The organism is Microcoleus sp. bin38.metabat.b11b12b14.051 (genome assembly GCF_013299165.1).
Lineage (GTDB): Bacteria > Cyanobacteriota > Cyanobacteriia > Cyanobacteriales > Microcoleaceae > Microcoleus.
This window is the reverse complement of record NZ_JAAFKD010000007.1, coordinates 157980-181207: the sequence shown is the minus strand read 5'-3', so window position 1 is coordinate 181207 and position 23228 is coordinate 157980. Positions and strand designations below refer to the sequence as shown.

General features: G+C 46.1%; 17 protein-coding genes. 13 read left to right on the top strand and 4 right to left on the bottom strand.

The window, feature by feature from the left end; all coding sequences use genetic code 11:
- Window positions 1-7: 7 nt before the first annotated feature.
- Window positions 8-1504, top strand: a complete 1497-nt coding sequence (locus tag QZW47_RS10440; RefSeq protein ID WP_293126791.1) for a response regulator — start codon at window positions 8-10, stop codon at window positions 1502-1504.
- 319 nt (window positions 1505-1823) lie between these two features.
- Here QZW47_RS10440 and QZW47_RS10435 read toward each other — a convergent pair whose 3' ends face one another.
- Window positions 1824-2030 carry a hypothetical protein gene (locus tag QZW47_RS10435; RefSeq protein ID WP_293126789.1) on the bottom strand — a complete coding sequence of 69 codons (207 nt, stop codon included), beginning with the start codon at window positions 2028-2030 and terminating at the stop codon, window positions 1824-1826.
- 165 nt (window positions 2031-2195) lie between these two features.
- On the opposite strand from QZW47_RS10435, the gene QZW47_RS10430 reads away from it, so the two are divergent.
- On the top strand, window positions 2196-2612 hold the full coding sequence (locus QZW47_RS10430; RefSeq protein ID WP_293126787.1) for a peptide chain release factor 1: 417 nt from the start codon (window positions 2196-2198) through the stop codon (window positions 2610-2612).
- 547 nt (window positions 2613-3159) lie between these two features.
- Here the strand turns inward: QZW47_RS10430 and QZW47_RS10425 are convergent.
- On the bottom strand, window positions 3160-4671 hold the full coding sequence (locus QZW47_RS10425; protein WP_293126785.1) for an FAD-dependent oxidoreductase: 1512 nt from the start codon (window positions 4669-4671) through the stop codon (window positions 3160-3162).
- A 266-nt stretch (window positions 4672-4937) separates the two neighbouring features.
- Here QZW47_RS10425 and QZW47_RS10420 point away from each other — a divergent pair, with 266 nt between their 5' ends.
- The 7 genes from QZW47_RS10420 to QZW47_RS10390 all read left to right on the top strand — a co-directional run bounded on the left by QZW47_RS10420 (window position 4938) and on the right by QZW47_RS10390 (window position 13552).
- The gene (locus QZW47_RS10420; RefSeq protein WP_293126783.1) at window positions 4938-7160 is read left to right on the top strand and encodes a hypothetical protein; all 2223 of its coding nucleotides are present in this window, start codon (window positions 4938-4940) and stop codon (window positions 7158-7160) included.
- A 480-nt stretch (window positions 7161-7640) separates the two neighbouring features.
- A complete protein-coding gene (locus QZW47_RS10415; RefSeq protein ID WP_293126781.1) occupies window positions 7641-8240 on the top strand; it encodes a transposase in 600 nt (199 codons plus the stop codon).
- Window positions 8241-8291: 51 nt separating this feature from the next.
- On the top strand, window positions 8292-9053 hold the full coding sequence (locus QZW47_RS10410) for an OmpA family protein (protein ID WP_293126779.1): 762 nt from the start codon (window positions 8292-8294) through the stop codon (window positions 9051-9053).
- Window positions 9054-9133: 80 nt separating this feature from the next.
- The gene (locus tag QZW47_RS10405; protein ID WP_293126777.1) at window positions 9134-10009 is read left to right on the top strand and encodes an ABC transporter permease; all 876 of its coding nucleotides are present in this window, start codon (window positions 9134-9136) and stop codon (window positions 10007-10009) included.
- Window positions 10010-10108: 99 nt separating this feature from the next.
- Window positions 10109-10966 (top strand): ABC transporter permease, encoded by an 858-nt coding sequence (locus tag QZW47_RS10400; RefSeq protein WP_293126775.1) that lies wholly within the window; start codon window positions 10109-10111, stop codon window positions 10964-10966.
- Window positions 10967-11141: 175 nt separating this feature from the next.
- On the top strand, window positions 11142-12200 hold the full coding sequence (locus QZW47_RS10395; RefSeq protein WP_293126773.1) for a spermidine/putrescine ABC transporter substrate-binding protein: 1059 nt from the start codon (window positions 11142-11144) through the stop codon (window positions 12198-12200).
- A gap of 263 nt (window positions 12201-12463) precedes the next feature.
- On the top strand, window positions 12464-13552 hold the full coding sequence (locus QZW47_RS10390; RefSeq protein ID WP_293126771.1) for an ABC transporter ATP-binding protein: 1089 nt from the start codon (window positions 12464-12466) through the stop codon (window positions 13550-13552).
- Window positions 13553-13577: 25 nt separating this feature from the next.
- On the opposite strand, the gene QZW47_RS10385 is transcribed toward QZW47_RS10390, so the two are convergent.
- Together QZW47_RS10385 and QZW47_RS10375 are read right to left on the bottom strand one after the other, a co-directional pair.
- On the bottom strand, window positions 13578-15740 hold the full coding sequence (locus QZW47_RS10385) for a protein phosphatase 2C domain-containing protein (RefSeq protein ID WP_293126769.1): 2163 nt from the start codon (window positions 15738-15740) through the stop codon (window positions 13578-13580).
- Window positions 15741-16335: 595 nt separating this feature from the next.
- Window positions 16336-16728 carry a Fur family transcriptional regulator gene (locus QZW47_RS10375; protein ID WP_293126767.1) on the bottom strand — a complete coding sequence of 131 codons (393 nt, stop codon included), beginning with the start codon at window positions 16726-16728 and terminating at the stop codon, window positions 16336-16338.
- A gap of 690 nt (window positions 16729-17418) precedes the next feature.
- Here QZW47_RS10375 and purS point away from each other — a divergent pair.
- The 4 genes from purS (at window position 17419) to QZW47_RS10355 (ending at window position 23177) form a co-directional block, all read left to right on the top strand.
- The gene (purS, locus tag QZW47_RS10370; RefSeq protein WP_293126929.1) at window positions 17419-17703 is read left to right on the top strand and encodes a phosphoribosylformylglycinamidine synthase subunit PurS; all 285 of its coding nucleotides are present in this window, start codon (window positions 17419-17421) and stop codon (window positions 17701-17703) included.
- Window positions 17704-17969: 266 nt separating this feature from the next.
- A complete protein-coding gene (gene purQ / locus QZW47_RS10365; RefSeq protein ID WP_293126765.1) occupies window positions 17970-18671 on the top strand; it encodes a phosphoribosylformylglycinamidine synthase subunit PurQ in 702 nt (233 codons plus the stop codon).
- Between the two features lie 116 nt (window positions 18672-18787).
- Entirely contained in the window at window positions 18788-20968 is a 2181-nt protein-coding gene (locus QZW47_RS10360) for an ATP-binding protein (RefSeq protein ID WP_293126763.1), read from the top strand.
- Window positions 20961-23177, top strand: a complete 2217-nt coding sequence (locus QZW47_RS10355; RefSeq protein ID WP_293126761.1) for a hypothetical protein — start codon at window positions 20961-20963, stop codon at window positions 23175-23177. The genes QZW47_RS10360 and QZW47_RS10355 overlap by 8 nt, the downstream gene beginning before the upstream one ends.
- The last annotated feature ends 51 nt before the right edge of the window (window positions 23178-23228 follow it).

Genomic DNA, 23228 nt, shown 5'->3' with positions numbered 1-23228 from the left:
TGAAGATATGAGCATCTTACCTTGGGAAGAGAGTGTTATTTTAATCGTTGATGACAACCCGAATAATTTGGCAGTGCTGTTTGATTTTTTGACAGCATCCGGCTTTAAAGTGTTGGTGGCGCGGACGGGGGAGAGCGCTCTCAAAAAAGCTGAATACTCCCTGCCGGATTTGATATTGTTGGACGTACTGATGCCAGGGATTGACGGGTTTGAAACTTGTCGGCTTTTGAAGGCTGGCGATTTGACAAAGGAGATTCCGGTGATTTTTATGACGGCGCTGGATGAGACAGAAGATAAGGTGAAAGGATTTAGTTTGGGCGCTGTTGATTACGTTACTAAGCCGATTCAAAATGAAGAAGTTTTAGCTCGCGTTAAAGCGCATCTGAGCATCCGCAGGCTGACTCAAAAACTTCAGCAGCAAAATGTCCAGATGCAGCAGGAAATTGTCGATCGCCAACTCGCTCAAACTAACCTGGAAGAAATGGCGGCTGAGTTGGAAAAACGAGTAGAATCGCGCACTGTGGAACTTTTTCAAGCTAACCAGCAGTTACAGGAAGAGGTTAAGGAGAAGCAGCAAACACAGGAGAATTTGCAGAAGTCAATGCACGAACTTCAGCAGGCTCAATCGCTGTTAATTCAGAGCGAAAAAATGTCGGCTTTGGGGCAAATGGTGGCGGGGATTGCTCACGAAATTAACAATCCGGTAAATTTTATCTGCGGCAATCTCAATTACGTTCGCGATTATACTGAAGATATTCTCAAGGTGCTCGATCTTTACCAGCAACACTATCCCAAACCCGCACCCGAAATAACATCAACAGCAGAAGCGGTGGAGCTAGAATTTATCAAGGATGATTTGCTGAAAATGCTAGACTCGATGCGGGTAGGTGGCGATCGCGTTCGGGATATCATCTTGTCTCTGCGGTATTTTTCGCGGCAAGAAGGCCGGGAAATGCAGCCGATTAATCTTCATGAAGGTATTGACAGCACGCTGATGATTTTGCAAAATCGGCTGAAATTTAAGGCGAACCGTCCCGGGATTGAGGTGATTAAAGAGTACGATCCCGATTTAAAAGATATAGAGTGCTGCGGCGGCGAGCTCAATCAGGTATTTATGAATATTTTAGCTAATGCGATCGATGCGATAGAAGAATCCAGCAGTGAAAAAACTTTCGAGGAAATTCAATCCAGGCCCCACCGGATTCGGATTTGTACGAAAGTCAGCAACGCCAACACCGCAAGTATTAAAATTTATGACAGCGGGCCGGGAATCAGCGAGGAATTGTGCGATCGTATTTTTGACCCGTTTTTTACCACAAAGCCTGCGGGAAAAGGTACGGGAATCGGCCTGTCAATTAGCTGGCACATTGTCACAGAAAAGCACGGCGGGAGTTTGCGGTGTTGTTCGACACCGGGCCAAGGAACCGAATTTGCGATCGAACTTCCCATTTCCCAAAAAATGCGAGAAATGGCAGTCTCCGGTTCCCAAATAGGAAGCCGCTAATCATTTCCCTTGTGGCGCCCCAGAACCGATAAAAAAGCAGGTTTGTGAGCGAAAAAATCCGTCTAAGACTGTAAAAAATTAACCTATAAATCCGGCATTTAATGAGATACTCCCAAAAACAAAAAGCATCGCCATTTATCAGCCAATACGATTTACTTAAGAAAGATCCCCCCTAACCCCCCTTAAAAAGGGGGGGACAAGAAATCTCTCAAAGTCCCCCTTCTTAAGGGGGATTTAGGGGGATCTCCGGGGCATAAATAGTCTTAAGTAAACAGTATTGCTTTATAAGCGGCGATGCTGTTTTCAAAGAGCGATTATTCTATTCGGGAAAATCAGGGACTACCCATTTGGGAGGTTCCCTCCGTTTCTTTCTCAGCGCTTCCTCTGCCATTTCTAGCATTTTGTCGAGAGAAGTATTTTCAATAAAGTTCGATGTTGATTCTGCGTACTCCCGCTTCGGGCATTTGTCGCCCAAAACGCAGCCGTTGACGCAAGCTACAGCACAATCGACAGTGTTCTCCACCATAACTCTTTTCCTTTGACGGTTCCAACAACTAGCAGGCAGATGCTCTCGGTGAATTTGTCAAGAGACTGCCATTTATCTTTATTTTACGTTACAAAGAGCGATCGAATGTCGATCGCCCGGACAAAACTGTTATAAAATCAAAGCAACCTACCAAATTTGCCGATTATGAGCAATTTTCTGCGCCGCTTAAAACTTTTACCTTGGCGAGAAATGCTGCAAATTGCCGCCCTCGTCAACTCCATCGTGATTGGACTGGAGCTATTTTTAGCCTGGGGTTTCACGCAATCGCGGGTAATCCGCAACATCCTGACACTTCTCTACAGCCCCTACCTGGGGATATTGATACCTGTCGCCACAGCAGTGGGAATGGGAGCTTTAGCAGTGTACTTTTTGGAATATTGGCAGCAGCAATTTTTGCTCAACCGGACTAATTTGTGGGTTTTAGTTTTGTGTGTACTCTTGGGTTTGGTGTTAAAGTCATTTTTACCCATACCTGCTTTGTTAGCAAGTTTATCGGAAGCTGCACTAATTGGAGTTACGGTGGGAGTTTTTTGGAAGGGCCGACCTTATTGGCGGCGATAGTTTTTAGTCATTGGTCATTTGTTGTTAGACATTCGTTGTTAGATTGTAGAGTGCGTCAGTTATTGTAGGGTGCGTCAGGGGAGCAAATATCTTGGGTGTAAATTAAAAACTTTTGCCCCTGACGCACCCTACGATTAGTTATTGTAATAGTGATTGTAGGGTGCGTCAGGGGAGCAAATATCTTGGGTGTAAATTAAAAACTTTTGCCCCTGACGCACCCTACGATTAGTTATTGTAGTAGTGATTGTAGGGTGCGTCAGGGGAGTAAATATCTTGGGTGTAAATCAAAAACTTTTGCCCCTGACGCACCCTACGATTAGTTATTGTAGTAGTGATTGTAGGGTGCGTCAGGGGAGTAAATATCTTGGGTGTAAATCAAAAACTTTTGCCCCTGACGCACCCTACGATTAGTAGTGATTGTAGTGATTGTAGGGTGCGTCAGGGGAGTGAATATCTTGAGTGTAAATTAAAAACTTTTCCCCCTGACGCACCCTACGATTAGTTACTGATGACTGATGACTGATGACTAATGACTTCTTCCTTCTGATTATGGCAGCCAAAAATCGGGAATAACAGCTTTAGTCAAACTGCGAGCAAACTGATTAATCTGTCTCCCGATTTGAATGTGCGGCTCGTCAGCTTCCACCGGAATAATTTCGGCTTTTTTCCCGATTCCGAAACGCGAAACTACCAAATTAGCAGCCTCCAAACCAGTAACATAAGCCTTTTCCTGCGACCAAGAACCGTGACGAGTTACAACCCAATCACCGCTCATCAATACATTATCATAACTTGTGACCGCAGGCAACAAATACTGATAACTTCCCGGTGCAAAATGTGTCACCGCCCGCGACAAACGAATCGCGCTGCTGTCAATTACTTTAGCCTCCCGAAAAGCCGGAATGCAAGTCGCTAAATCCCGCTGAACTAGGGAAACTATTTCCTCATCTTTCAGGGTAATTAATTGATTGGCGTGATAAAAATCAGCTTCGATAACTGTTCCCGGTTCGTCTCGAAACTCGTCGTGCAAAGCATTCAAATCAAAAAATGTCCATCCGGTAGTCGAACTAAATCCAAAACAGGCATTAGAAGGCAACGGAATATCAATTTTTCTGTCAAACCATAGGCGAACAGCCAACACGTCAACAGCGCCCAAATTCATCACGTCCCGAAACTCTGGGCGGCGTTGCAAAGCTGGACTGCTGCTGATAATTTTTTGCATTCCCGTGACACCAACTGCAAAAATAACTGCATCTGCCTCGAAGGTTTCGTCGCCACACACAACGCCCGTCGCTCGGTTGTTGCTGTCAACTATTACATCAGTAACTCGCCGCTTTGTCAATACTTTGGCGCCGATTTGTTCCAGTCGTTCCACCCACGGGCGAAATATTTTTTCTCCGACTGTGCCGCGACACCAAACTACATCAAAATCTGGTTGGTGTGCTAAAATGAAATAATAAAGCATTCCCAAAGCTGCGGCCGCCGAACACTGTTCTCCGGGTGCAAATAAACCTACTAATAACATCGGTTCAAAAGCATCGCGGTACAGCCTCGCTGATACGCCAAACTGTTTGAACAATTCGCGGGCGGTGACGCTATCGTACCTGCGCCAAGCTTCGTCCGAGTTGTCGAAATCTAGGACGGCGTAGAGTAAAGGTAAGGCTGAAAGGCGATCGACTAATGGCAGTCTTTTAAATCTGGTGTAGAGGAAGGTTCCTAACGGTGTGGGAAGTCGCGGCTCGTCCTGAAAAATGGGCGATTCTACTTCCAACCCGGCGGGGGAATACTGACAAGAACGAGTCCAAGGTGTGAAGGGGTCTAGTCCTAATTGCTTGACTAATGAAAAGATATTCTTGTAAGGATACCAGAAGCCGTGAATGCCTGCTTCTACGGAACGCCCGCCTGCGGTTTTCCACCCCGCAACTAAGCCTCCCGGCTGAGGGCCTGCTTCTAATAAAGTTACGTCATAGCCTTGCTGGGCTAGGTGATAGGTGGCGCCTAAACCGGCCCATCCGGCACCGACTATGACTATTTTTGGGGTTGGTGATTCTGCTGACATTGCGTACCTCTTGATTATTTATTTATGATGACATGATTTATCAAATCAAGTTAAATATAGATTTTGTTATTTAGCTGAGGTGTGTCTAGTAATGGGGAATTGGTCGCGCTTGACCAAGCTCATTTGATAAGCGCTATATGAGATAAATTATCTGAAAGTTAGAGGAGGTTTTTTTGACGGCGATAGCTGTTATATTAAAACGTTAAGGTTGGTTTTTCCCAGAATTGAGATTAAAGTAAAATACACAAACAGAATGAGTTGTCAATATGCAATTAATTAATTATTTGACTGCTGTTTTTGGGGTAATTTGGCAAAATAGCATTTTTCACTGGGCGGCGCTGATTTTGCTGTGCGGGGCTATTTGGGGCGAGTACACTTCTGTGAAGCAGTACCAGCGTTATGTGGCGGCCAAAAGCCGATCGACTTTTGAGGCTGTCAACTATTTGAGATCGAAGCTAGAAAGCGGTACATCAGGGGCGATCGAATTGCAGCAGTGGGAAACACCAGCCGACACTTGGAAACTGCTGCTAGACTGGTTTAGCGAACACTTGGCGGGCGAAATAACCCCCGATGGCGAGGGTTATAGGGCGCAGGTAAAATCCGGGCGGTTTGTCTTATTTCAGTATCCGGCAATTTTAGGGCGATCGGCACCTCGGAGTCAGTGGCGGTTTGTACCCAGCGTTTTAGTCGCGTTGGGGGTTTTAGGTACATTTTACGGCATTCAAACCGGCTTGCAAGATGTTAACTTGGGTTCGCTGGAAGATACCAAACAATTGCTACCCTCGATTAGCACGTTGCTGGAGGGGATGAAAACGGCGTTTTCGACTTCTCTGATGGGTTTGGGCTCTTCTAGTGTATTTACGATCGTGTTGGCGTGGGGCGATCGCGCGCGGGTTGCTAAACGCGACAATTTACGCAACAAATTAGATAAAATCGCCCAATTACAAACCCCCGAACAACTGTTTTCCCGTGCTAATTCTAGCGGTGGGGATGCTGCGGAGGCGATCGCCCTTGCGATCGAGACAATGAGAACCGGATTTGCTCAAATCGTCGAGGCGCAAAGCAATGTCAACTCTCAGGCGATAGGACAACAAATCGGTTTAGCAATGACTCCTGTTTTCCAAGATATCCGCCAAGAATTATCCGCACTCCAACAGATTAAATCAGACCAAGGCGAACAGATATTAAACAACCTACTTTCAGGGCTGCGCACCGAAGTAATTGAGCCTGTTGTGGGGCGATTGGATCAAAGTGCTCAGTTAACTCAAGAAGCATCCGAAGCTGTCAGAGAACTCAAGAACGAATTGGGCGGAATATCTTCTAGTTTAGCACAATCTATCCTAACAATTCAAACTTTCCAGCAAGATACATTAGTGCAGTTACAGGAATTTGCCAACAACTTGCAGCAGATTTTAGGACAATTCCAGACAGACACCCACAGCGTTTTGCAGGAAATGGCCACCGAAATACGATCGGGAGTTGGAGAAAGCATTGAAGGCATGAAAGCGCAAAGAACAGCATTTCAAGAAAGCGCCCAAGAAGCGGCCAACACCTTTAGAGGAATTCAGGACAATTTGCAAGCATCTCTCCACACTCAAGCCGAACAAGAAAGAGAAATGCTGCAAGGTGTGGAAACCAGGATGACCAATATTTTAAATGCAACGCATACAGCTTTCCAAACTCAGTCAGACACGCTCAAAGTAGTAGGTGATGAAGCATCGGGACTGATGGACACAGCGCGAGAAAATTTGGTGGGAAGCTTGCAGAATGTTGACTCCATGCTGCAAAACACTCGCGTCACAGTCCAGGAAGAACTAGACAACTTCCGGGTAACATATCAAGACTCTCTCCAGCAATTCTTTACCCAACAAAACAATTTACTCGAAGGTACTTTAGGTAAGCAGCAAAAAGGTCTAGCGCAGGTTGTACTCGGCTTGCAAAAAGTTTTTCAAGAAGAATCGGAGAAACGCAAATTGATGTCGCAGCAAGTTGACCAAAGTATGAGTCAAATTTTAACAACAGCCTCTGAAGTCAGTCAGTTTGCTAATTCTGTGGGCTTGAATTCCAGCCAGCGTTTGGCACAGTTGCAGGAATTAGCAAAGATTACCGGACAAGAAGTGCTGCGGGTAGAAAGCGTTTATGAAAAAATGGCGAATCAGTTCAATACAGAAGGAGAAAGAATGCAAACTACCTATACAAATTTGGTGAATCAATTAAATGCAGCTTTGCAAGCAGAACAAGAACAAGTGCAGCGGGTTGAGAGTGCCTATCAAAACATGACAAGTCAGTTCGATCGCGCGCTACAGTTGGGCAACAATCAATTAATGGGCTATTTGGAAACAACTACGTCATCGCAGCACAAGTTTTTTGAAGAAGCGGATTCTTCGATGGCGAAAGTGTGTACTGGATTGCAAGAAAGTTCCGACGGTTTGATGCAGGTTGCTCATTATTTGGTAGCGGCGGCTGATAATTTGGGGACGAAGAAATAAACTTTTAACAGCAAGGTTTGTAGTGAGGACTTTAGTCCGCAATAAGAAGGACTGAAGTCCTCACTACGAACCCAAGATTAAGGTTTGTAGTGAGGACTTTAGTCCGCAATAAGAAGGACTGAAGTCCTCACTACGAACCCAAGATTAAGGTTTGTAGTGAGGACTTTAGTCCGCAATAAGAAGGACTGAAGTCCTCACTACGAACCCAAGATTAAGGTTTGTAGTGAGGACTTTAGTCCGCAATAAGAAGGACTGAAGTCCTCACTACGAACCCAAGATTAAGGTTTGTAGTGAGGACTTTAGTCCGCAATAAGAAGGACTGAAGTCCTCACTACGAACCCAAGATTAAGGTTTGTAGTGAGGACTTCAGTCCGCAATAAGAAGGACTTCAGTCCTCACTACGAACCTATAGGAACCAGGAAAAGCTATATTTATAATGAGATCCCAAGTCCTTACTACCAAATTTCAAATCAACATATCATGTACGAGTACCGGACGCTGACACCACAACAACGTGCTGAATTAGTTCGACAACGCTTAGCCAAAGGCTACCCACCCCACAGACCACCACATCTAATACGCGATCGCACTTTTTACCTGCTGACAGGCACCTGTTACCAACATAAGTATTACATGGTAGATCAATCTCGCCGCCAGCAACTCCTAGATCGGCTATTTGAAGCATTTGTAACTAAAGGTATAGAAATACTCGCCTGGGTTGTATTGCCCAATCACTATCATCTTTTGGTACAGGTTGCGAACTTTAACCATTTAAGTAAATTATTTCATGCAGTTCATGGGTCAATATCTCGTCAATGGAATCTGGAAGATGGAGCTACAGGTGGTCGAACAGTTTGGTATAGTTACAGTGATAGAGCTATTCGTTCCGAACGGCATTACTATACAACACTCAATTATATCCACAACAATCCTGTCAAACACCTATGGGTAAAGTCTCCTTATGATTACGCTCAAAGCAGTATTCACTGGTATTTGAAATATTATGGACGGGAATGGCTGCGTCATTTGTGGAATGAATATCCAGTTAAAGACTATGGTCGCGCTTGGGATGATATTTAGAAATAGGTTCAGGACTAAAGTCCTCACTACAAACTAATTAACAATGCAAAAATGAGAAATTTATCCGATTTAGACAACGCACCAGAAACAGAAGAAGAGGAAGATTCCAGCGTACTGCTATCCATCGGTGATTTAATGTCCGGCTTGCTGATGTTGTTCGCCCTCCTGTTCATCACCGTGCAGATTCAACTCAGCGAAAAGGCGAAAATGCTCGATGCAAAAATCCTTCAGGTGGAAAAACTGCGACAGGAATTGCAGCAATATCAAAAGGCATTTGAAGGACTACCCCAGATTATTGTCAATGCTTTAGAGGGAAAAGTTGGAGACAAAGATATTTTTACGGTTGACCCCGGAACCGGAGATGTCAGCATTCGCGATCGCATTTTGTTTGATAATAACAGTTCCGTCCTCAAACCCGAAGGCAAAAAGTTTCTCCAAGCCTTCATTCCCATTTACAGTCAAGTGCTTTTTGCTAACCAACAGTTTGAAAAACAAATTGCTCGCGTTGTCATCGAAGGACATACCAGTTCCAACGGTTCCGATTCCAAAAATCTGGATCTGAGTTTACGCAGGGCTTTAGCTGTTTCTAATTATATGTTTTCCGATGAGGTGAATTTTCCTAAAAAAGCCCAATTGCAGCAGAAAGTATTAGTTTCGGGACGGGGAGAATTAGATGCAAATCCGACTCAAAATGCAGCGGGCGATCGCAAAGTGGTTTTCCGCTTCCAATTCCGCCGCGAAAACTTGAATGTTGACGTAAACGGCCAATTACCCTCGCCCCCAGTCAAAACCCCGAATTCTACCCCTAAATAAATGCTGCGGCTTGACCTGCGGATTTGATATAAAATGTGTGGGATTATTAGTCCTATACCCACGGGTAGCCAGAAACCCTTATGAAATCGCTCTTTCCCGATCGCAAATCGCAAATCGCAAATCGCAAATTATATAACCTGTTGCTGCTATTATTTCCTGCGAGTGCATGGCTGATCGTTTTCTTCATTCTGCCGGTGCTAATTGTACTGTTGTACAGTTTCTTAGAACGCGGTACTTACGGCGGTATTACTTGGGTATTTACTCTCAGCAACTACCAGCGCTTGTTTAACGGGGTTTTCTTAGGGGTAATTGGGCGATCGCTCTTTTTAGCTTTTTTGACAACCGCCGCTTGTTTGTTAGTCGGCTATCCCCTCGCATTTTTCATCGCCACCCGTCCCCCCCGCTGGCGAAATGCCTTGCTGTTGCTGATAATTATTCCATTTTGGACTAATTTTTTGGTGAGAACCTACGCCTGGATGCTGCTGCTGCGGAGCGAAGGAGTGGTTAACACAGCCCTGCAAAGCCTGCATATAATTAGCGAACCGTTAAACTTGCTGTTTACGCCTTTCGCTGTGGCGATCGGTTTAATTTACGGCTATTTACCTTTTATGGTTCTGCCTTTATATTCTAGCATAGAACGCTTCAATTTTTCATTAGTTGAAGCAGCTCAAGATTTAGGAGCAAATGATATTCGCACTTTTTGGCGCGTGTTTTTACCGCTGACAACTCGCGGCATTGTTGCTGGCTCAATTTTGGTTTTCGTTCCCGCAGTGGGAGCTTTCATTACACCGGATATATTGGGCGGCTCGAAAACAATTATGGTGGGAAATTTGATTCAAAATCAGTTTATGAAATCTCGCGATTGGCCTTTTGGTTCGGCGCTTTCCATGCTGTTGACTGCAATTATCTTGATTCCTGTTTTAATTTATTTTCGCGTGTCTGACGAAACTCAATAACCAGTACACTCTGCGCGATTTATGTTTACCTTAAGATAGCCCAATGCCCAATGCCCAATGACCAATGCCCAATGCCCCATGCCCAATGCCCAATGCCCAATGACTAAAATAAAACTAGATTTGTTCGTGCGGGCGATCGGCAAACAGTGGCTTTGGGTACAAGCTGCACTAGCCTTTGCCTTTCTTTACTTGCCAATTCTCATCTTAATTATTTACTCCTTCAACGCTTCCAAATTTAACGCAGTTTGGCGCGGTTTTACTCTCGATTGGTACGGTAGCTTGTTTAGCAATGCAGGCGCGACGATTGCTACCAGCAGCAGCGCCGGAATTTTGCCAGCACTCAACAACAGTTTGCTAATTGCAGCGATTTCGACGGCTTTAGCAACAATTTTCGGTACCATGCTCGCCCTAGCGCTGGAACGCTTTCATTTTCCGGGGCGCAAAGCAGTAGAAGCTTTACTGTTTTTGCCGGTGATTATGCCCGAAATTACGATCGGCATTTCACTGCTAGTTTTCTTTACCCTGGCATTTCGGATCGTAGAAAATCTCACGGGAATCCGCCTCAATCTTGGCTTACCCACAGTAATTATCGGTCATGTTGTCTTTAATATTTCCTTTGTAACGATTACTGTTAGGGCGCGTTTAGCGGAACTCGATCCTCAATTAGAACAAGCAGCCTTTGACTTGGGCGCTAACGAATGGCGGACTTTTTTGCGGATTACTCTCCCTCTAATTTTGCCCGCTATTTTCAGCGCGGCACTGCTGGCTTTTACTCTGTCGCTGGACGATTTTGTCGTGACATTCTTTACCACCGGCGTTGGTTCCATGACACTGCCGCTATTGGTTTATGGCATGATAAAATTTGCAGTCACGCCAGCAATTAATGCCATCTCAACTTTGATGTTGCTAGCTTCTTTATTGCTGGTTGTATCATCGCTAAAAGTTCAGAAAAGTTGACTAAGGATCGCAAATTAAATAATTTACACAAATTTATGGATGGGCGTCTCGCCCGTCCATAAAGAACGGGCGAGACGCCCATCCCACAAGAATCATCAAATTATAAGTTATTTAATTCTCATTCCTAAATTGCTTTTTATGTCATAATTATTGTTTTATGTAGCCAAAAAAACCCATGAAACGCCTCCTGACTTTCTTACTTTTGTTTGTGATGAGTGCAACGGTGGTTTTCGGATGCAGCCGCACAGGTGGCAACCAGCAAGTCCTCAGCATTTACAATTATGCAACTTATATCGCCCCAGAAGCGATCGCCCAATTCGAGAAAGAGAACAATGTTAAAATTCAATACGATACTTTCGAGAACAGCGACGCACTCTATGCCAAAATACAACAGGGAAATCCTGGTTATGATGTCATATTTCCCGCCGATTACATGGTGAGAATCATGGCAGCCGATAATATACTTGAACCATTAGATATAGCCAAAATTCCTAACAAAACTAATCTCGATCCGAGATGGATGAACCAAACATTTGACCCTGAAAACAAATATTCATTGCCTTATCAGTGGGGAACAATGGGAATTGGCTACAACATCAAAGCAACCAAGGGCGATATTAACAGTTGGGGGGCGATGTTCGATCCAAAATATACGGGAAAAATAGCATGGCAAGATGATGCTAGATATACTTTTGCAGCCGTTTTAATGTATTTAGGATTTGACCCAAATACAACTAATCCCGCAGAAATTAACAAAGCCCGTGACTTACTGATTAAAAATAAAAATATCATTGCAGCTTTTGTCCCAGATACTGGTCAAACTCTTCTGGATCAAGGAGAAGTAAACCTGACAATGGAATGGAGTGGTGATATTTCTCAGGTAATGAAAGAGAATCCCAATCTCCGTTATGCTATTCCAAAGGAAGGAACAATTGTCTTTTCTGACAACATGGCAATTCCCAAAGGTGCTCCACACAAAGAGTTAGCTGAGAAATTTATCAATTTCATTTTGAAGCCAGAAGTAGGTGCGACAATTTCTAATTTTACCCACTATGGCTCGCCGAATAAAGCAGCAATAGATAAAGGTTTAATTGACCCGAAAGATTTGAAAAATCCCCAAATTTATCCACCGACTGAGATTTTTGCTAAGATGAAATTCTTGCAGGATGTTGGGAAAGCAACCGCATTGTACGATCGAGCTGCGACGGAAGTTAAAGCAGGAGCAGGAAAGTAAGATTTTTCACGTTTAAATTGCAGATTTGGGGCAGGCTAGAAGCCCACCCCACAAGAAAATAAATAGTTTGATTATTTGGCTTGTTACCAGGCTCTGCTTGGTAACGAGTAGAAAGCGAGTAACTAACTGTAGGGTGCGTCAGGGGGAAAATTATTCAGTATCTCGTCAGAACATTCAGCCCTGACGCACCCTACAATAACTAAAAATTAAATTAAAATCCACAATAGCTTAATTGCTAACGATCCCTACTAGGATAGATAAAAATGCACGCCGTAGAACTTTTAGACATTTCCAAAGTATTTAAAAGCGCTCGCAGTCAAGATTTCTTGGCTGTAGACAATATCAACCTGCAAATTAAAGAACGCGAATTCTTTTCTTTGCTCGGCCCTTCCGGCTGCGGAAAAACTACAACTTTGCGAATGATCGCTGGTTTTGAAACTCCCACAGCGGGCGAAATTTACATTCAGGGCGAACCGATGCAAAATCGCCCGCCATTTCACCGCCCAGTAAATACGGTATTTCAAAACTATGCTTTATTTCCGCACATGACTGTAGCACAAAATGCTGCATTTGGGTTGGAAATGGAGAATTTGCGCCCGCCAACAATTCGCGATCGCGTGGCGCGAGCTTTAGCATTAGTACAGCTAACAGATGTAGAAAAACGCTATCCCCGCCAACTCTCAGGAGGACAGCAGCAGCGAGTAGCGCTGGCGAGGGCGTTGGTCAAAGAGCCTTCTGTTTTGCTGTTGGACGAGCCCTTAGGAGCGCTGGATTTAAAATTGCGTAAAGAGATGCAATTAGAATTAAAAAAAATGCAGCGCCAATTGGGAATTACATTTATTTATGTGACTCACGACCAAGAAGAAGCTCTCACAATGTCGGATAGAATTGCTGTGATGGATGGAGGAAAACTGCAACAAGTCGGGACGCCTGTGGATATTTATGAATATCCTAAAACGCAGTTCGTTGCTGATTTTATTGGGGAGAGCAATTTCTTGACCGGGCGAGTAGTAGAAAAGCAAGAGGGTAAAATAATCGTGTTGGTTGACCAGCAGTTGCCCGTGTTAGTTGCGACATCAGAAAATTTGCCCGCTGGGAAAGTTGTTACTCTGGTGTTGCGGCCGGAAAAAGCTGCTATTTACCCGGCTAATTATCAGGCTGAAAATATCTGGCCCGGAGTAGTAGAAGAGGCGATTTATATTGGTACTGACACGCGTTATAAGGTGCGCCTGACTGCCAAAAGCTCGATCGCCCTTCGCCGACAAAACTTGCACAGAGATGACTTGCAGCGGCACAAAGTGGGCGACAGCGTTAAAGTCGCGGTGCCGCCGGAAAGTATCTGCATTTTTTGAAACGTCCTGATGAATTCGCTCTGCCTTACTGCGGTGATGGCGAGGGACTCTCGGCCCCGGGCGAGGGAATATCCGCAGGAGTTGATTCTGGTGAGGGTGAGGGGCTCTCCGAAGTAGGAGACTCTGGCGAGGGCGAGGGACTCTCGCCACCGGGCGAGGGACTCTCGCCACCGGGCGCAGGAATATTTGCACCGGGCGAAGGAATATCCGCAGGAGTTGGGGCGGTAGTTTCCGGCGGTGGTGGCAGTTGTTCGGGATCGGGGCTGGGGTTTTGGAGGCTACGCACCCACAAACCTAAACCCGCGAAGACTAGCATCAGCACCAACAGCCCCAGCAAAGGCAGCCAACGCTTGGGATTCTTTCTTTGAACTGGTTCCCCCGCGGGGGCAGTTTCCGGGTACAGCAACTGTTTGGAAGATTCAGAAAGCTGAGATTCTGGCATCCTGCCCGTTTTTTGGAGGGATGTCGGGAGGGAGGGCGGTAGCGACACTGACGCGGATGACACGGGCGCCGATGACACCGCCGCTGACGCACCCGCCGTATCGAATAACACCAGTCTCTCCGGCGACATCCGACAGTGAGTCACCACCACAGAAGTGTTATCGTAACCGTTTTTCTCGTTGGCGAGGCGCACCCAAGACACAGCCGCCGCTTCCAAGGACATTTTGCCCTCAAGTACCTCTGGGCCGTAATTCTGCCAAGATTGCTCTACCCAGTCGTTATCGCTCAAACCATCGGAGCACAGCAGCAGCAAGCCTTCTTCTTCGACAATAAATCGCTGAATTGTCGGGCGCAGAAAATCGCCGTCCCGCGTGCCCAAAGCTTGAGTCAGGGCTCCGGCGTCCGATCGCAATTGAGTCTCCCAGGATAAACTGTGTCCTAGGTGCACTTCCCTAGACGCTACATCGTCGTCTACAGTCAGGCGCTGACAGTAATTGTTGCCAATCCAATAGGCGCGGCTGTCTCCAACATTGACCAAATAAAGTTCGTGACTGTTATTCGACGGTAGATCCTCGGAAACTTTCACTTTTTGAGGCAACTGGAGAGCCATCACCAAAGTAGTTCCCATGCGCTGGCGCAACTCTTTTCCTTGCTCGTTATTTTGAGCAGAAATCACATTATTCACAACCTTCACGATTTCTTCAAGTTGTTTGACGACCATTGCTGGCGCCATCAACTCTTGTTGTTCGGCGATTTCGGCGAGCAAATTTTGGATTAAAGCTTTCAGAGACTGCACGGCTAATTGACTGGCAACTTCTCCTCCTTCGTGGCCTCCAACCCCGTCGCAAACCATTGTCAAGTAAGGAATTAGTTTGTCATTTCCGCCCGTTTTGAGCGATTGAAAATCAGCAGCAGTCGGATAGCAACTGTCTTCATTTTTAGATCGCTGCGGCCCGGTGTCGGTGAGGCCGACTACTTCTAAATGCAGGGGCAATTTAGCAGCTTGTTCTAATAGTAAATCGTTTAGTTCCAGGGCGATCGCATCAAAATTCATGCTGCTGCGGCGCATAAATACACAAATCTCCCCGAGTTTCGACTGCACATCAGGGTGGGCCGATTCCACCAAACCTGACCACACATCTCCCAAATCCTTGAGTGTGGGTACAAAATTTCCAGGGTGCAGTTGCAGCAGGCGCACCCGCCAACCTTCCACCCGCAAATTTTCTGGTACCAGCAAACTCGCAGCGACTCCTTGTTCGGAAAGCGGCGTCCACAGTTGCAGCATTTGCCACAGCCAGTAAACCTGGCGCGCGGCACTTGTCTGAGCCCAAGCTTCTAGAATGGAAGGATACAGGCTACCGAAATTATTGACCGGCACATTTTCCAACAACAGCACCTCTGTGGCTGCCGCTGCTTCCCCGAGGGCACAAAAGCCGTATACTTCCGGCGTATGCAGCCGCTCGGGATACAAATGCAGGTAAGGCATGATGCTATCCGGCAGTTGTTCGGGGACACTGGGAGGGATAGACGGACGGCTGTCAAGCCAGATTTGGGGTGCAATGACAAAATATCGATCGGCGATTACCTTACCTGTCGGCACTTCCTCGACTGCTGGGCCCACCGCCCACAAATAGCGATAAATTAAATCGGTTTCGCAAGCTGCACAGTGCTGGCGGCCAAAGGTATTGCCGGGATCGGAACAGCTCAGATTCGGGCAATAAATGGGTTCGGAGAAACTACTGATCATATTGAAATAGTTTGTGTAAAAACATTCTGAAGATATATGATTCCGAGGCTCAAATTCATCAACTTGAGAATAAACTGATTTTAGCCCCTATCAATTTCTTAACTGGCTTTGGGGCAGGGAGAAATTGTAGTTGCTGCCAATGTCGATCGGCGAAAATTGTAATTTAAGCTACTAATACTCAGAGTTTGAGTAGGATGGAAGCCTCAACCGAGTACGGCGATCGGAAAAATCGTGCATTCAGGCCAGCAAGTCGCAAACCCTTGCAAACTCAGTTGTTCGCAATTGTTACATCTCAAATTTCAAATCTAAGATATTTCATAGTATCACCAATTCTTTTACGATCTGGATTCCCACGCTCCTTTGGCTGCTAGTTGGGGCTTTGCTCTGTTTGGCAGAGCTATTTCTCCCCACTGCTTTTGTTGCTTTTATGATGGGGCTGAGTGCCTTCGCCGTAGCTGGATGCTCTCTAGTTTTACATTACGTTAATTTACAAATATTCCTGTGGATGGTATTTTCGACAGTTTTTGTGCTGCTGTCCCGGCGGTTGATACCAAAATATATAAGTGACAATTGACCAATGACAAATGACCAATGACTAAGATTCTTGAGCGATAGTACATCGATCGCACAATCCGAAAAATTCCAATGTGTGATAGTAAATTTTGAAAGAATGAGATTGTTGCAGTTGGGTTTCGAGGTGATGCACGGGGCATTGGTCGATCGTAATTGACGCGCCACATTCGAGACAAGTGAGGTGATGTTGGTCTTGGTGGGCGGCACCGTAGAGAGACTCGCCACTAGCAAGGGTTCTGACTTGCACGAAGCCCTCGCGCTTTAAGCCGTCGAGGGAGCGGTAAACTGTTGCTAAGCCCATGCTTTGGTCGCTATTACGGAGTTCTAGGTAGATATCTTGCGCTGAGAGCGATCGATTTAAGGTCTTGAGCAAGTTTAATATACGCTCCTGACTGCGGGTGCGGTTGGTTCTCATATTTTTTTTGTGTAGTCTGCTGGAATCGGATTTCTCCCTATTTCTAGGCTATCTTACTTGGGGGAGTCATATCAAATCCTGGTCTACACGAACCAATACTCGGCGGTTGAAACCGCGTCTATACAAACGATGTCCGAGGGGAAGACTCGGCGGTTGAAACCGCGTCTACACAAACAATGTCCGCCTCCGCGGACTAAGAGTAAGAGGGTATTAAGCGCAAATCTTGGTTTATATAGCACTTCTCAGATAGATTCGCGGACGTTGTTGGGCTTCAGCCCTCTTAGTTTAGTGGTTATATAAGCTGTCAGTCATACCTCACCTTTTTGAGAAAGGCTATAGAACCCATTTGACATCTTTGAGTTTTTGGGTTGGGTGACGAGAAATACCGAGATTAACCCGGTTTCTGAGATTTACGCCCGGGGCAAGAAACCGGGTTTCTACGAGTTTTTGGGTTGGTCACGAGAAATACCGAGAGAAACCCGGTTTCTGAGATTTACGCAGAATAGATATCAAATGGGTTCTATAGAAGACTCGGCGGTTGAAACCGCGTCTACACAAACGATGTCCGCCTCCGCGGACTTAAGAGTAAGAGGGTGTTAAGCGCGGATTTGGTGTGAAAGGTCGATCGCGCGTTGCTCAGTTGTAGAATACAATGGCGCTAACTTGCACATCACCTATCGCAACATTCCCGTGACTCAGAAATATCTTGCCCAAATCTATGTTACTCTCCGCCCTTCGGTTTTAGACCCCGCCGGTACTGCCGTACAGTCTGGTTTGCAACACATGGGATACGACAATGTTGAGCGCGTGCGTATCGGGAAGTACGTTGAATTGACGCTGACTGCTGCTGATGAGTCGATCGCGCGCGAACAACTCGATCGCGTTTGCGATCAACTTTTGGCGAATCCGGTGATTGAGAATTATCGCTTTGATTTGACTGTCATTCCTGTACCTGTTGAGACAGCAGGGGTATAAATTCGATCCCCCCGGCGCCCCCCTTAATAAGGGGGGGACAAGAGTTTTCAAAGTCTGTCTTAAAAAAGGAAGGAACTCGGAACACTCAAAGTCCCCCTTTTTAAGGGGGATTTAGGGGGATCTAGGCTTCGATACAAACCAAAGAAACAGAGGATTTAAGTCTTAAGTTGACACTTCTTCCTTCTTCCTTCTTCCTTCTTCCCTCTTCCTTCTTCCCTCTTCCTTCTTCCTTCTTCCTTCTTCCTTCTTCCTTCTTCCTTCTGCTTATGAAATTTGGAGTTATTGTTTTTCCGGGTTCAAATTGCGATCGCGATGTGGTGTGGGTAACTCAAGGGTTGCTACACCAACAGACGCGGATGATTTGGCACGAAGATACCGATATTTCGGATATTGACATCATTGTAATTCCCGGTGGTTTCAGTTACGGAGATTATTTGCGGTGCGGTGCGATCGCCCGTTTTTCTCCGGCGATGCAGGCTACGGCGGAACACGCGAAACAAGGTAAGCTTGTACTCGGCATCTGCAATGGTTTTCAGGTGTTGACTGAGGCTGGTTTGTTACCGGGTGCTCTGGTGCGGAATGCCGGATTGCATTTTATTTGCGATCGCGCTTCTTTGAAAGTTGAACGCGGTAATACTCCCTGGACTTCGGCCTATAGTTCGGGTGAAATCATCGATTTGCCGATCGCCCACGGTGAAGGCAACTATTATGCTGATGCTGATACTTTGGCAGAGTTGGAAGAACACGATCAAGTGTTGTTTCGCTACTGTACGAGTGCTGGGGAAATTAGCGCTGCTGGTAATCCGAATGGTTCTTTAAATAATATTGCTGGCATTTGCAATCGCCAAGGCAATGTGTTAGGAATGATGCCGCATCCTGAGAGGGCTTCTGATCCAATGTTGGGCGAAACTGATGGGGTGAAATTGTTTCAAGGTTTGCTAATGGCTACTGTGGCGGCTGTTTTGTAGCTTTGCGGACAGGCTAGGAGTAACATCCCACAAGAGCTTTCAACTTGTTACCAGGCTACTGCCTGGTAATATATCTGTTGCAAAAGTCTTTTTAATCAAATTTTGGAACGGGCAAGATGCCCATTCCACAGAAAAAAATATTTTTGTGGAACGGGCATCTTGCCCGTTCCGATCGCACTTTTTGCACATTTCTCGCTTGTGGCAATTCTCTCGCCGCGCTAAACTACGGCAAAGTGAGAAAAATATTTAATTCTATGCCACAGATAGATTTAGCAAATATTAAAACTAGGTTAATCGGATTCGGTGCAGTGATGACTGTCGGACAGGTTATTGCTAGTGTGCTCGGCGGGCCAGGGGCGGAAGTCGCAGCAGGCATTATCGGCGGCCCGATCGCAGTTGTGGGTGTTTCTGCGTTATCGGCGATCGTTTCTAGTTTGACTGGGAATCTGCTGGCGAGTGGTATTGACCAGAAAATGGTCGATCGCTTGTCTAAGAATAAGCATATCCTGGACAATCACGATTTGACTAGGGCGGCTGGTGAGGCGATCGGCTATATTCTCAAGTCGGTGGCGCGATCGACTGAGTTGAAAGAACTTGCCAAATCTAAGGGTTTGCCCGATCCTCAAAAAGCACTCAACCAATTAGCCGAGGAAAGCATTACATATTGGTTCAATATTAACACAGAAATTACGGATTCGTCAAGTGCTTTAAAGATTTCCGAAGACCAACTTAGTAAGATATTTTCGGCTGATGATTTTGATGAAGTTACGGGATTGACTGCCGAAGATTGGGAGATTTTTGTCAACGGATTTGCGGCGAGTGAGGGCAAATCCTTCGATGGTGAAATCGTGCTGTTGGCAGCGCAAAAACTGCACACAACTTTCCCGCAAGCGTTTCGGGAAGTGCTGAAAGAAGATGCAGTCAATGGTGGGCAGAAGTTTGCCGGGATGGTGTTGAATCTGCACCAAATTGCGATCGCCGAACTCAAGGATTTGGGGCTGCAAAATCGGGAAATCCTCGATAAATTGGAGGCTGTGGCAAGTCAGCAGCAGATTTGTCAAGTCATGGTGAGGCTGGAGTATCTCGAAATTGGCATCCGATCCGATTTAGGGCAAATACAGGATTTGCTGCAAAGATTAGTGGATACTTCCGCGCCGAAATTGCCGCTTCCATACGAGTGCGAGACGATTATTAATGAGAAAGTTCAAGACTTTACCGGCCGGAAGTTTGTGTTTGAAGCAATTAGCCGCTTTTTGCAGGACAATCCGAAAGGCTATTTTGTTTTAGAAGCCGATCCGGGAGTTGGGAAAAGTTCAATTATGGCGATGTGCGTGCTGCTGCTGAAGCGTCGCTGCATTGTCCATTTTAACTCGCAATCTCAAGGGATTGTCCGGGCAGAACAATTTCTGGAAAATGCCTGCACTCAGTTAATTCAAGGCTTTAAACTCAATTATCCAAGATTGCCGGAGAATGCGACGAGAGATGGCAATTTTTTAAGTCGGTTGTTGGGGGAAGTTAAGGCTAAATTGAACGGCAAAAAGTTAATTTTTGTGGTGGATGCGCTGGATGAAGTGGATTTGAGTTTGCAGGGACGCGGTAGCAATGTTCTGTATTTACCGGATTCTTTGCCCGACAATGTTTATTTTATTGTTTCCAAGCGGCCGGAATCTCTGTCAATGCCGGCGAATCATCAGGTTTTTGATTTGATGCAGTTCAGTGCAGAAAGTCTGAAAGATGTCAAGGCTTATATTGAAAAATTCACGAGCCATAGTTCGTCAATTCAGGATTGGATTAACCGTCAAAATTTGAGCTGGGAACAGTTTGTGACTGTTGTGGCAGAGAAAAGCCAAAATAATTTTATGTACCTCCGCTATGTGTTGAATGATATCAATAGTGGCAAGTACAGCGATGTGAGTTTGCAAGATTTGCCGAGGGAGTTGGAAGGATATTATGAGAAGCACTGGGCGCGGATGGAAATGGTGGTTAAGGATAAAGAATTGCGCCGCCGGAAGTTGAAGGTTATTTATTTGTTGACTAAAACTCGGAAGCCGGTTTCCTGCGATATTTTGGCGGATTTTGCTGAGGAAGATGCTTTAGATGTGCAGGAAGTTCTGGATGATTGGGATCAGTTTTTGCGGCGCAGTGGTAATAGTTCTCCTGATTACAGTATCTATCACGCGAGTTTCCAAAGGTTTCTCCACCGCAAAGATGTAGTGCAGAAAGCTGGGGTGTCGTTGGGGGATATTGAAGCGGCGATTTCTGATAATTTGTGGGGGGATTTGTACGGCGATGAGTAAGTTTAAAGAACGGTTGGGGAAAATGTCGCCACAAAAGCGGCTTTATGCTTTGGAAACTCTGCCGGGGCATTTGGCCGAGAGTGTTCAAGGGGAAAGGCTGCATCAGTTGTTGACGGATTTCGATTTTATTGAGGCGAAGTTGGAGGCGTTGGGGGTACAAGCGTTAATTGAGGATTATGATTTGGCGAGAATTTCTGATGTGTTGCTGTCGGGGGAGAAAAATCAAACTCTGAAGTTGATTCAAGGGGCAATTCGCAAGTCGGCGCATATTTTGGCGGTGGATAAAACACAGCTTGCAGGGCATTTATGGGGGAGATTGTTGGATTTTGAAATGCCCCAGATTCAGGGGATGCTGGCAAAAACAAAGCAGTCAAAAGAGCGGCGTTGGTTGCGGCCTTTGAAGGCTAATTTAGAGAGGGCAAATGAAGGTGCGTTGCGGACGCTTGTCGGTCATAGTGGCGCGGTACTAGCAGTGGCGATCGCACCAGACGGAAAAACAGCGATTTCGGCTTCATGGGATAAAACCCTGAAAATCTGGGACACCGAGACAGGCCGGGAACTGAAAACTCTCACCGGTCATAGTTCCGATATATATGCGGTGGCGATCGCATCCGACGGCCTGACAGCGATTTCCGCATCTTCGGATCATACCCTGAAAATATGGGACACCGAGAGAGTCTCAGAACTGAAAACTCTCACAGGTCATACATCTAGGATAATAGCAGTGGCGATCGCACCAGACGGAAAAACAGCGATTTCGGCTTCATGGGATAAAACCCTGAAAATATGGGACATCGAGAAAGGCTTAGAACTGAAAACTCTCACGGGTCATAGTGACTTGGTAACAGCAGTGGCGCTCGCACCAGACGGAAAAACAGCGATTTCCGCATCTTCGGATCGTACCCTGAAAATCTGGGACACCGAGACAGCCTCAGAACTGAAAACTCTCACGGGTCATAGTAATTCGGTAACAGCAGTGACGCTCGTACCAGACGGAAAAACAGCGATTTCCGCATCTTCGGATCGTACCCTGAAAATCTGGGACACCGAGACAGGCAGACAACTCAAAACTCTCATTGGTCATAGTGATTCGGTAAATGCAGTGGCGATCGCACGCGACGGAAAAACAGCGATTTCCGCTTCAAATGATAATACCCTGAAAATCTGGGACACCGAGACAGGTTCAGAACTAAAAACTCTCATCGGTCATAGTAACTGGGTCAGAGCAGTGGCGCTCTCACCAGACGGAAAAACAGCGATTTCCGCATCTTCGGATCGTACCCTGAAAATCTGGGACACCGAGACAAGCAGACAACTCAAAACTCTCATTGGTCATAGTGATTCGGTAAATGCAGTGGCGATCGCACTCGACGGAAAAACAGCGATTTCCGCATCCTCGGATCGTACCGTGAAAATCTGGGACATCCAGACAGGCTGCGAACTGAAAACTCTCACCGGTCATAGTGACTGCGTAAATGCAGTGGCGATCGCACTCGACGGAAAAACAGCGATTTCCGCTTTTTGGGATCGTACCATAAAAATCTGGGACACCGAGACAGGCAGACAACTCAAAACTCTCAGAGGTTATAGTTCCGATGTATATGCAGTGGCGATTGCACCAGACGGAAAAACAGCGATTTCCGCATCCTCGGATCATACCGTGAAAATCTGGGACACCGAGACAGGTTCAGAACTGAAAACTCTCATCGGTCATAGTGACTGGGTAAGAGCAGTGGCGATCGCACCAGACGGAAAAACAGCGATTTCCGCATCCTCGGATCATACCGTGAAAATCTGGGACACCGAGACAGGTTCAGAACTGAAAACTCTCATCGGTCATAGTGACTGGGTAAGAGCAGTGGCGATCGCACCAGACGGAAAAACAGCGATTTCCGCATCCTCGGATCATACCGTGAAAATCTGGGACACCGAGACAGGTTCAGAACTGAAAACTCTCATCGGTCATAGTGACTGGGTAAGAGCAGTGGCGATCGCACCGAACGGTAAAACGGCAATTTCCGCTTACCGCGATTGCACCCTGACAGTCTGGGATCTTCTCAGCGGTAGAGAGGTTGCTAGTTTGAGCGGAGAACATGAGTTCAATTGCTGTGCGATCGCCCCTGATGGAGTGACAGTTGTAGCCGGCGATGCGTCGGGCCGGGTGCATTTCCTGCGTTTGGAGGGAATGGGGGATTTGGGCGATGTTTGAGACAAATTTGCGATGATTTTTTGGGGTAGGGAAACGGCACGTGCAGCAGCA

Excerpts from the sequence above, each read along its gene's own strand:
- QZW47_RS10395 (WP_293126773.1), top strand. The coding sequence starts at position 11,142 with ATGAAACGCCTCCTGACTTTCTTACTTTTGTTTGTGATGAGTGCAACG.
- purQ (WP_293126765.1), top strand. The coding sequence starts at position 17,970 with ATGAAATTTGGAGTTATTGTTTTTCCGGGTTCAAATTGCGATCGCGAT.
- QZW47_RS10410 (WP_293126779.1), top strand. The coding sequence starts at position 8,292 with ATGAGAAATTTATCCGATTTAGACAACGCACCAGAAACAGAAGAAGAG.
- QZW47_RS10400 (WP_293126775.1), top strand. The coding sequence starts at position 10,109 with ATGACTAAAATAAAACTAGATTTGTTCGTGCGGGCGATCGGCAAACAG.
- QZW47_RS10415 (WP_293126781.1), top strand. The coding sequence starts at position 7,641 with ATGTACGAGTACCGGACGCTGACACCACAACAACGTGCTGAATTAGTT.
- QZW47_RS10440 (WP_293126791.1), top strand. The coding sequence starts at position 8 with ATGAGCATCTTACCTTGGGAAGAGAGTGTTATTTTAATCGTTGATGAC.
- QZW47_RS10425 (WP_293126785.1), bottom strand. The coding sequence starts at position 4,671 with ATGTCAGCAGAATCACCAACCCCAAAAATAGTCATAGTCGGTGCCGGA.
- QZW47_RS10390 (WP_293126771.1), top strand. The coding sequence starts at position 12,464 with ATGCACGCCGTAGAACTTTTAGACATTTCCAAAGTATTTAAAAGCGCT.
- QZW47_RS10405 (WP_293126777.1), top strand. The coding sequence starts at position 9,134 with ATGAAATCGCTCTTTCCCGATCGCAAATCGCAAATCGCAAATCGCAAA.
- QZW47_RS10435 (WP_293126789.1), bottom strand. The coding sequence starts at position 2,030 with ATGGTGGAGAACACTGTCGATTGTGCTGTAGCTTGCGTCAACGGCTGC.
- QZW47_RS10360 (WP_293126763.1), top strand. The coding sequence starts at position 18,788 with ATGCCCATTCCACAGAAAAAAATATTTTTGTGGAACGGGCATCTTGCC.
- QZW47_RS10385 (WP_293126769.1), bottom strand. The coding sequence starts at position 15,740 with ATGATCAGTAGTTTCTCCGAACCCATTTATTGCCCGAATCTGAGCTGT.
- QZW47_RS10430 (WP_293126787.1), top strand. The coding sequence starts at position 2,196 with ATGAGCAATTTTCTGCGCCGCTTAAAACTTTTACCTTGGCGAGAAATG.
- QZW47_RS10375 (WP_293126767.1), bottom strand. The coding sequence starts at position 16,728 with ATGAGAACCAACCGCACCCGCAGTCAGGAGCGTATATTAAACTTGCTC.
- QZW47_RS10420 (WP_293126783.1), top strand. The coding sequence starts at position 4,938 with ATGCAATTAATTAATTATTTGACTGCTGTTTTTGGGGTAATTTGGCAA.
- QZW47_RS10355 (WP_293126761.1), top strand. The coding sequence starts at position 20,961 with ATGAGTAAGTTTAAAGAACGGTTGGGGAAAATGTCGCCACAAAAGCGG.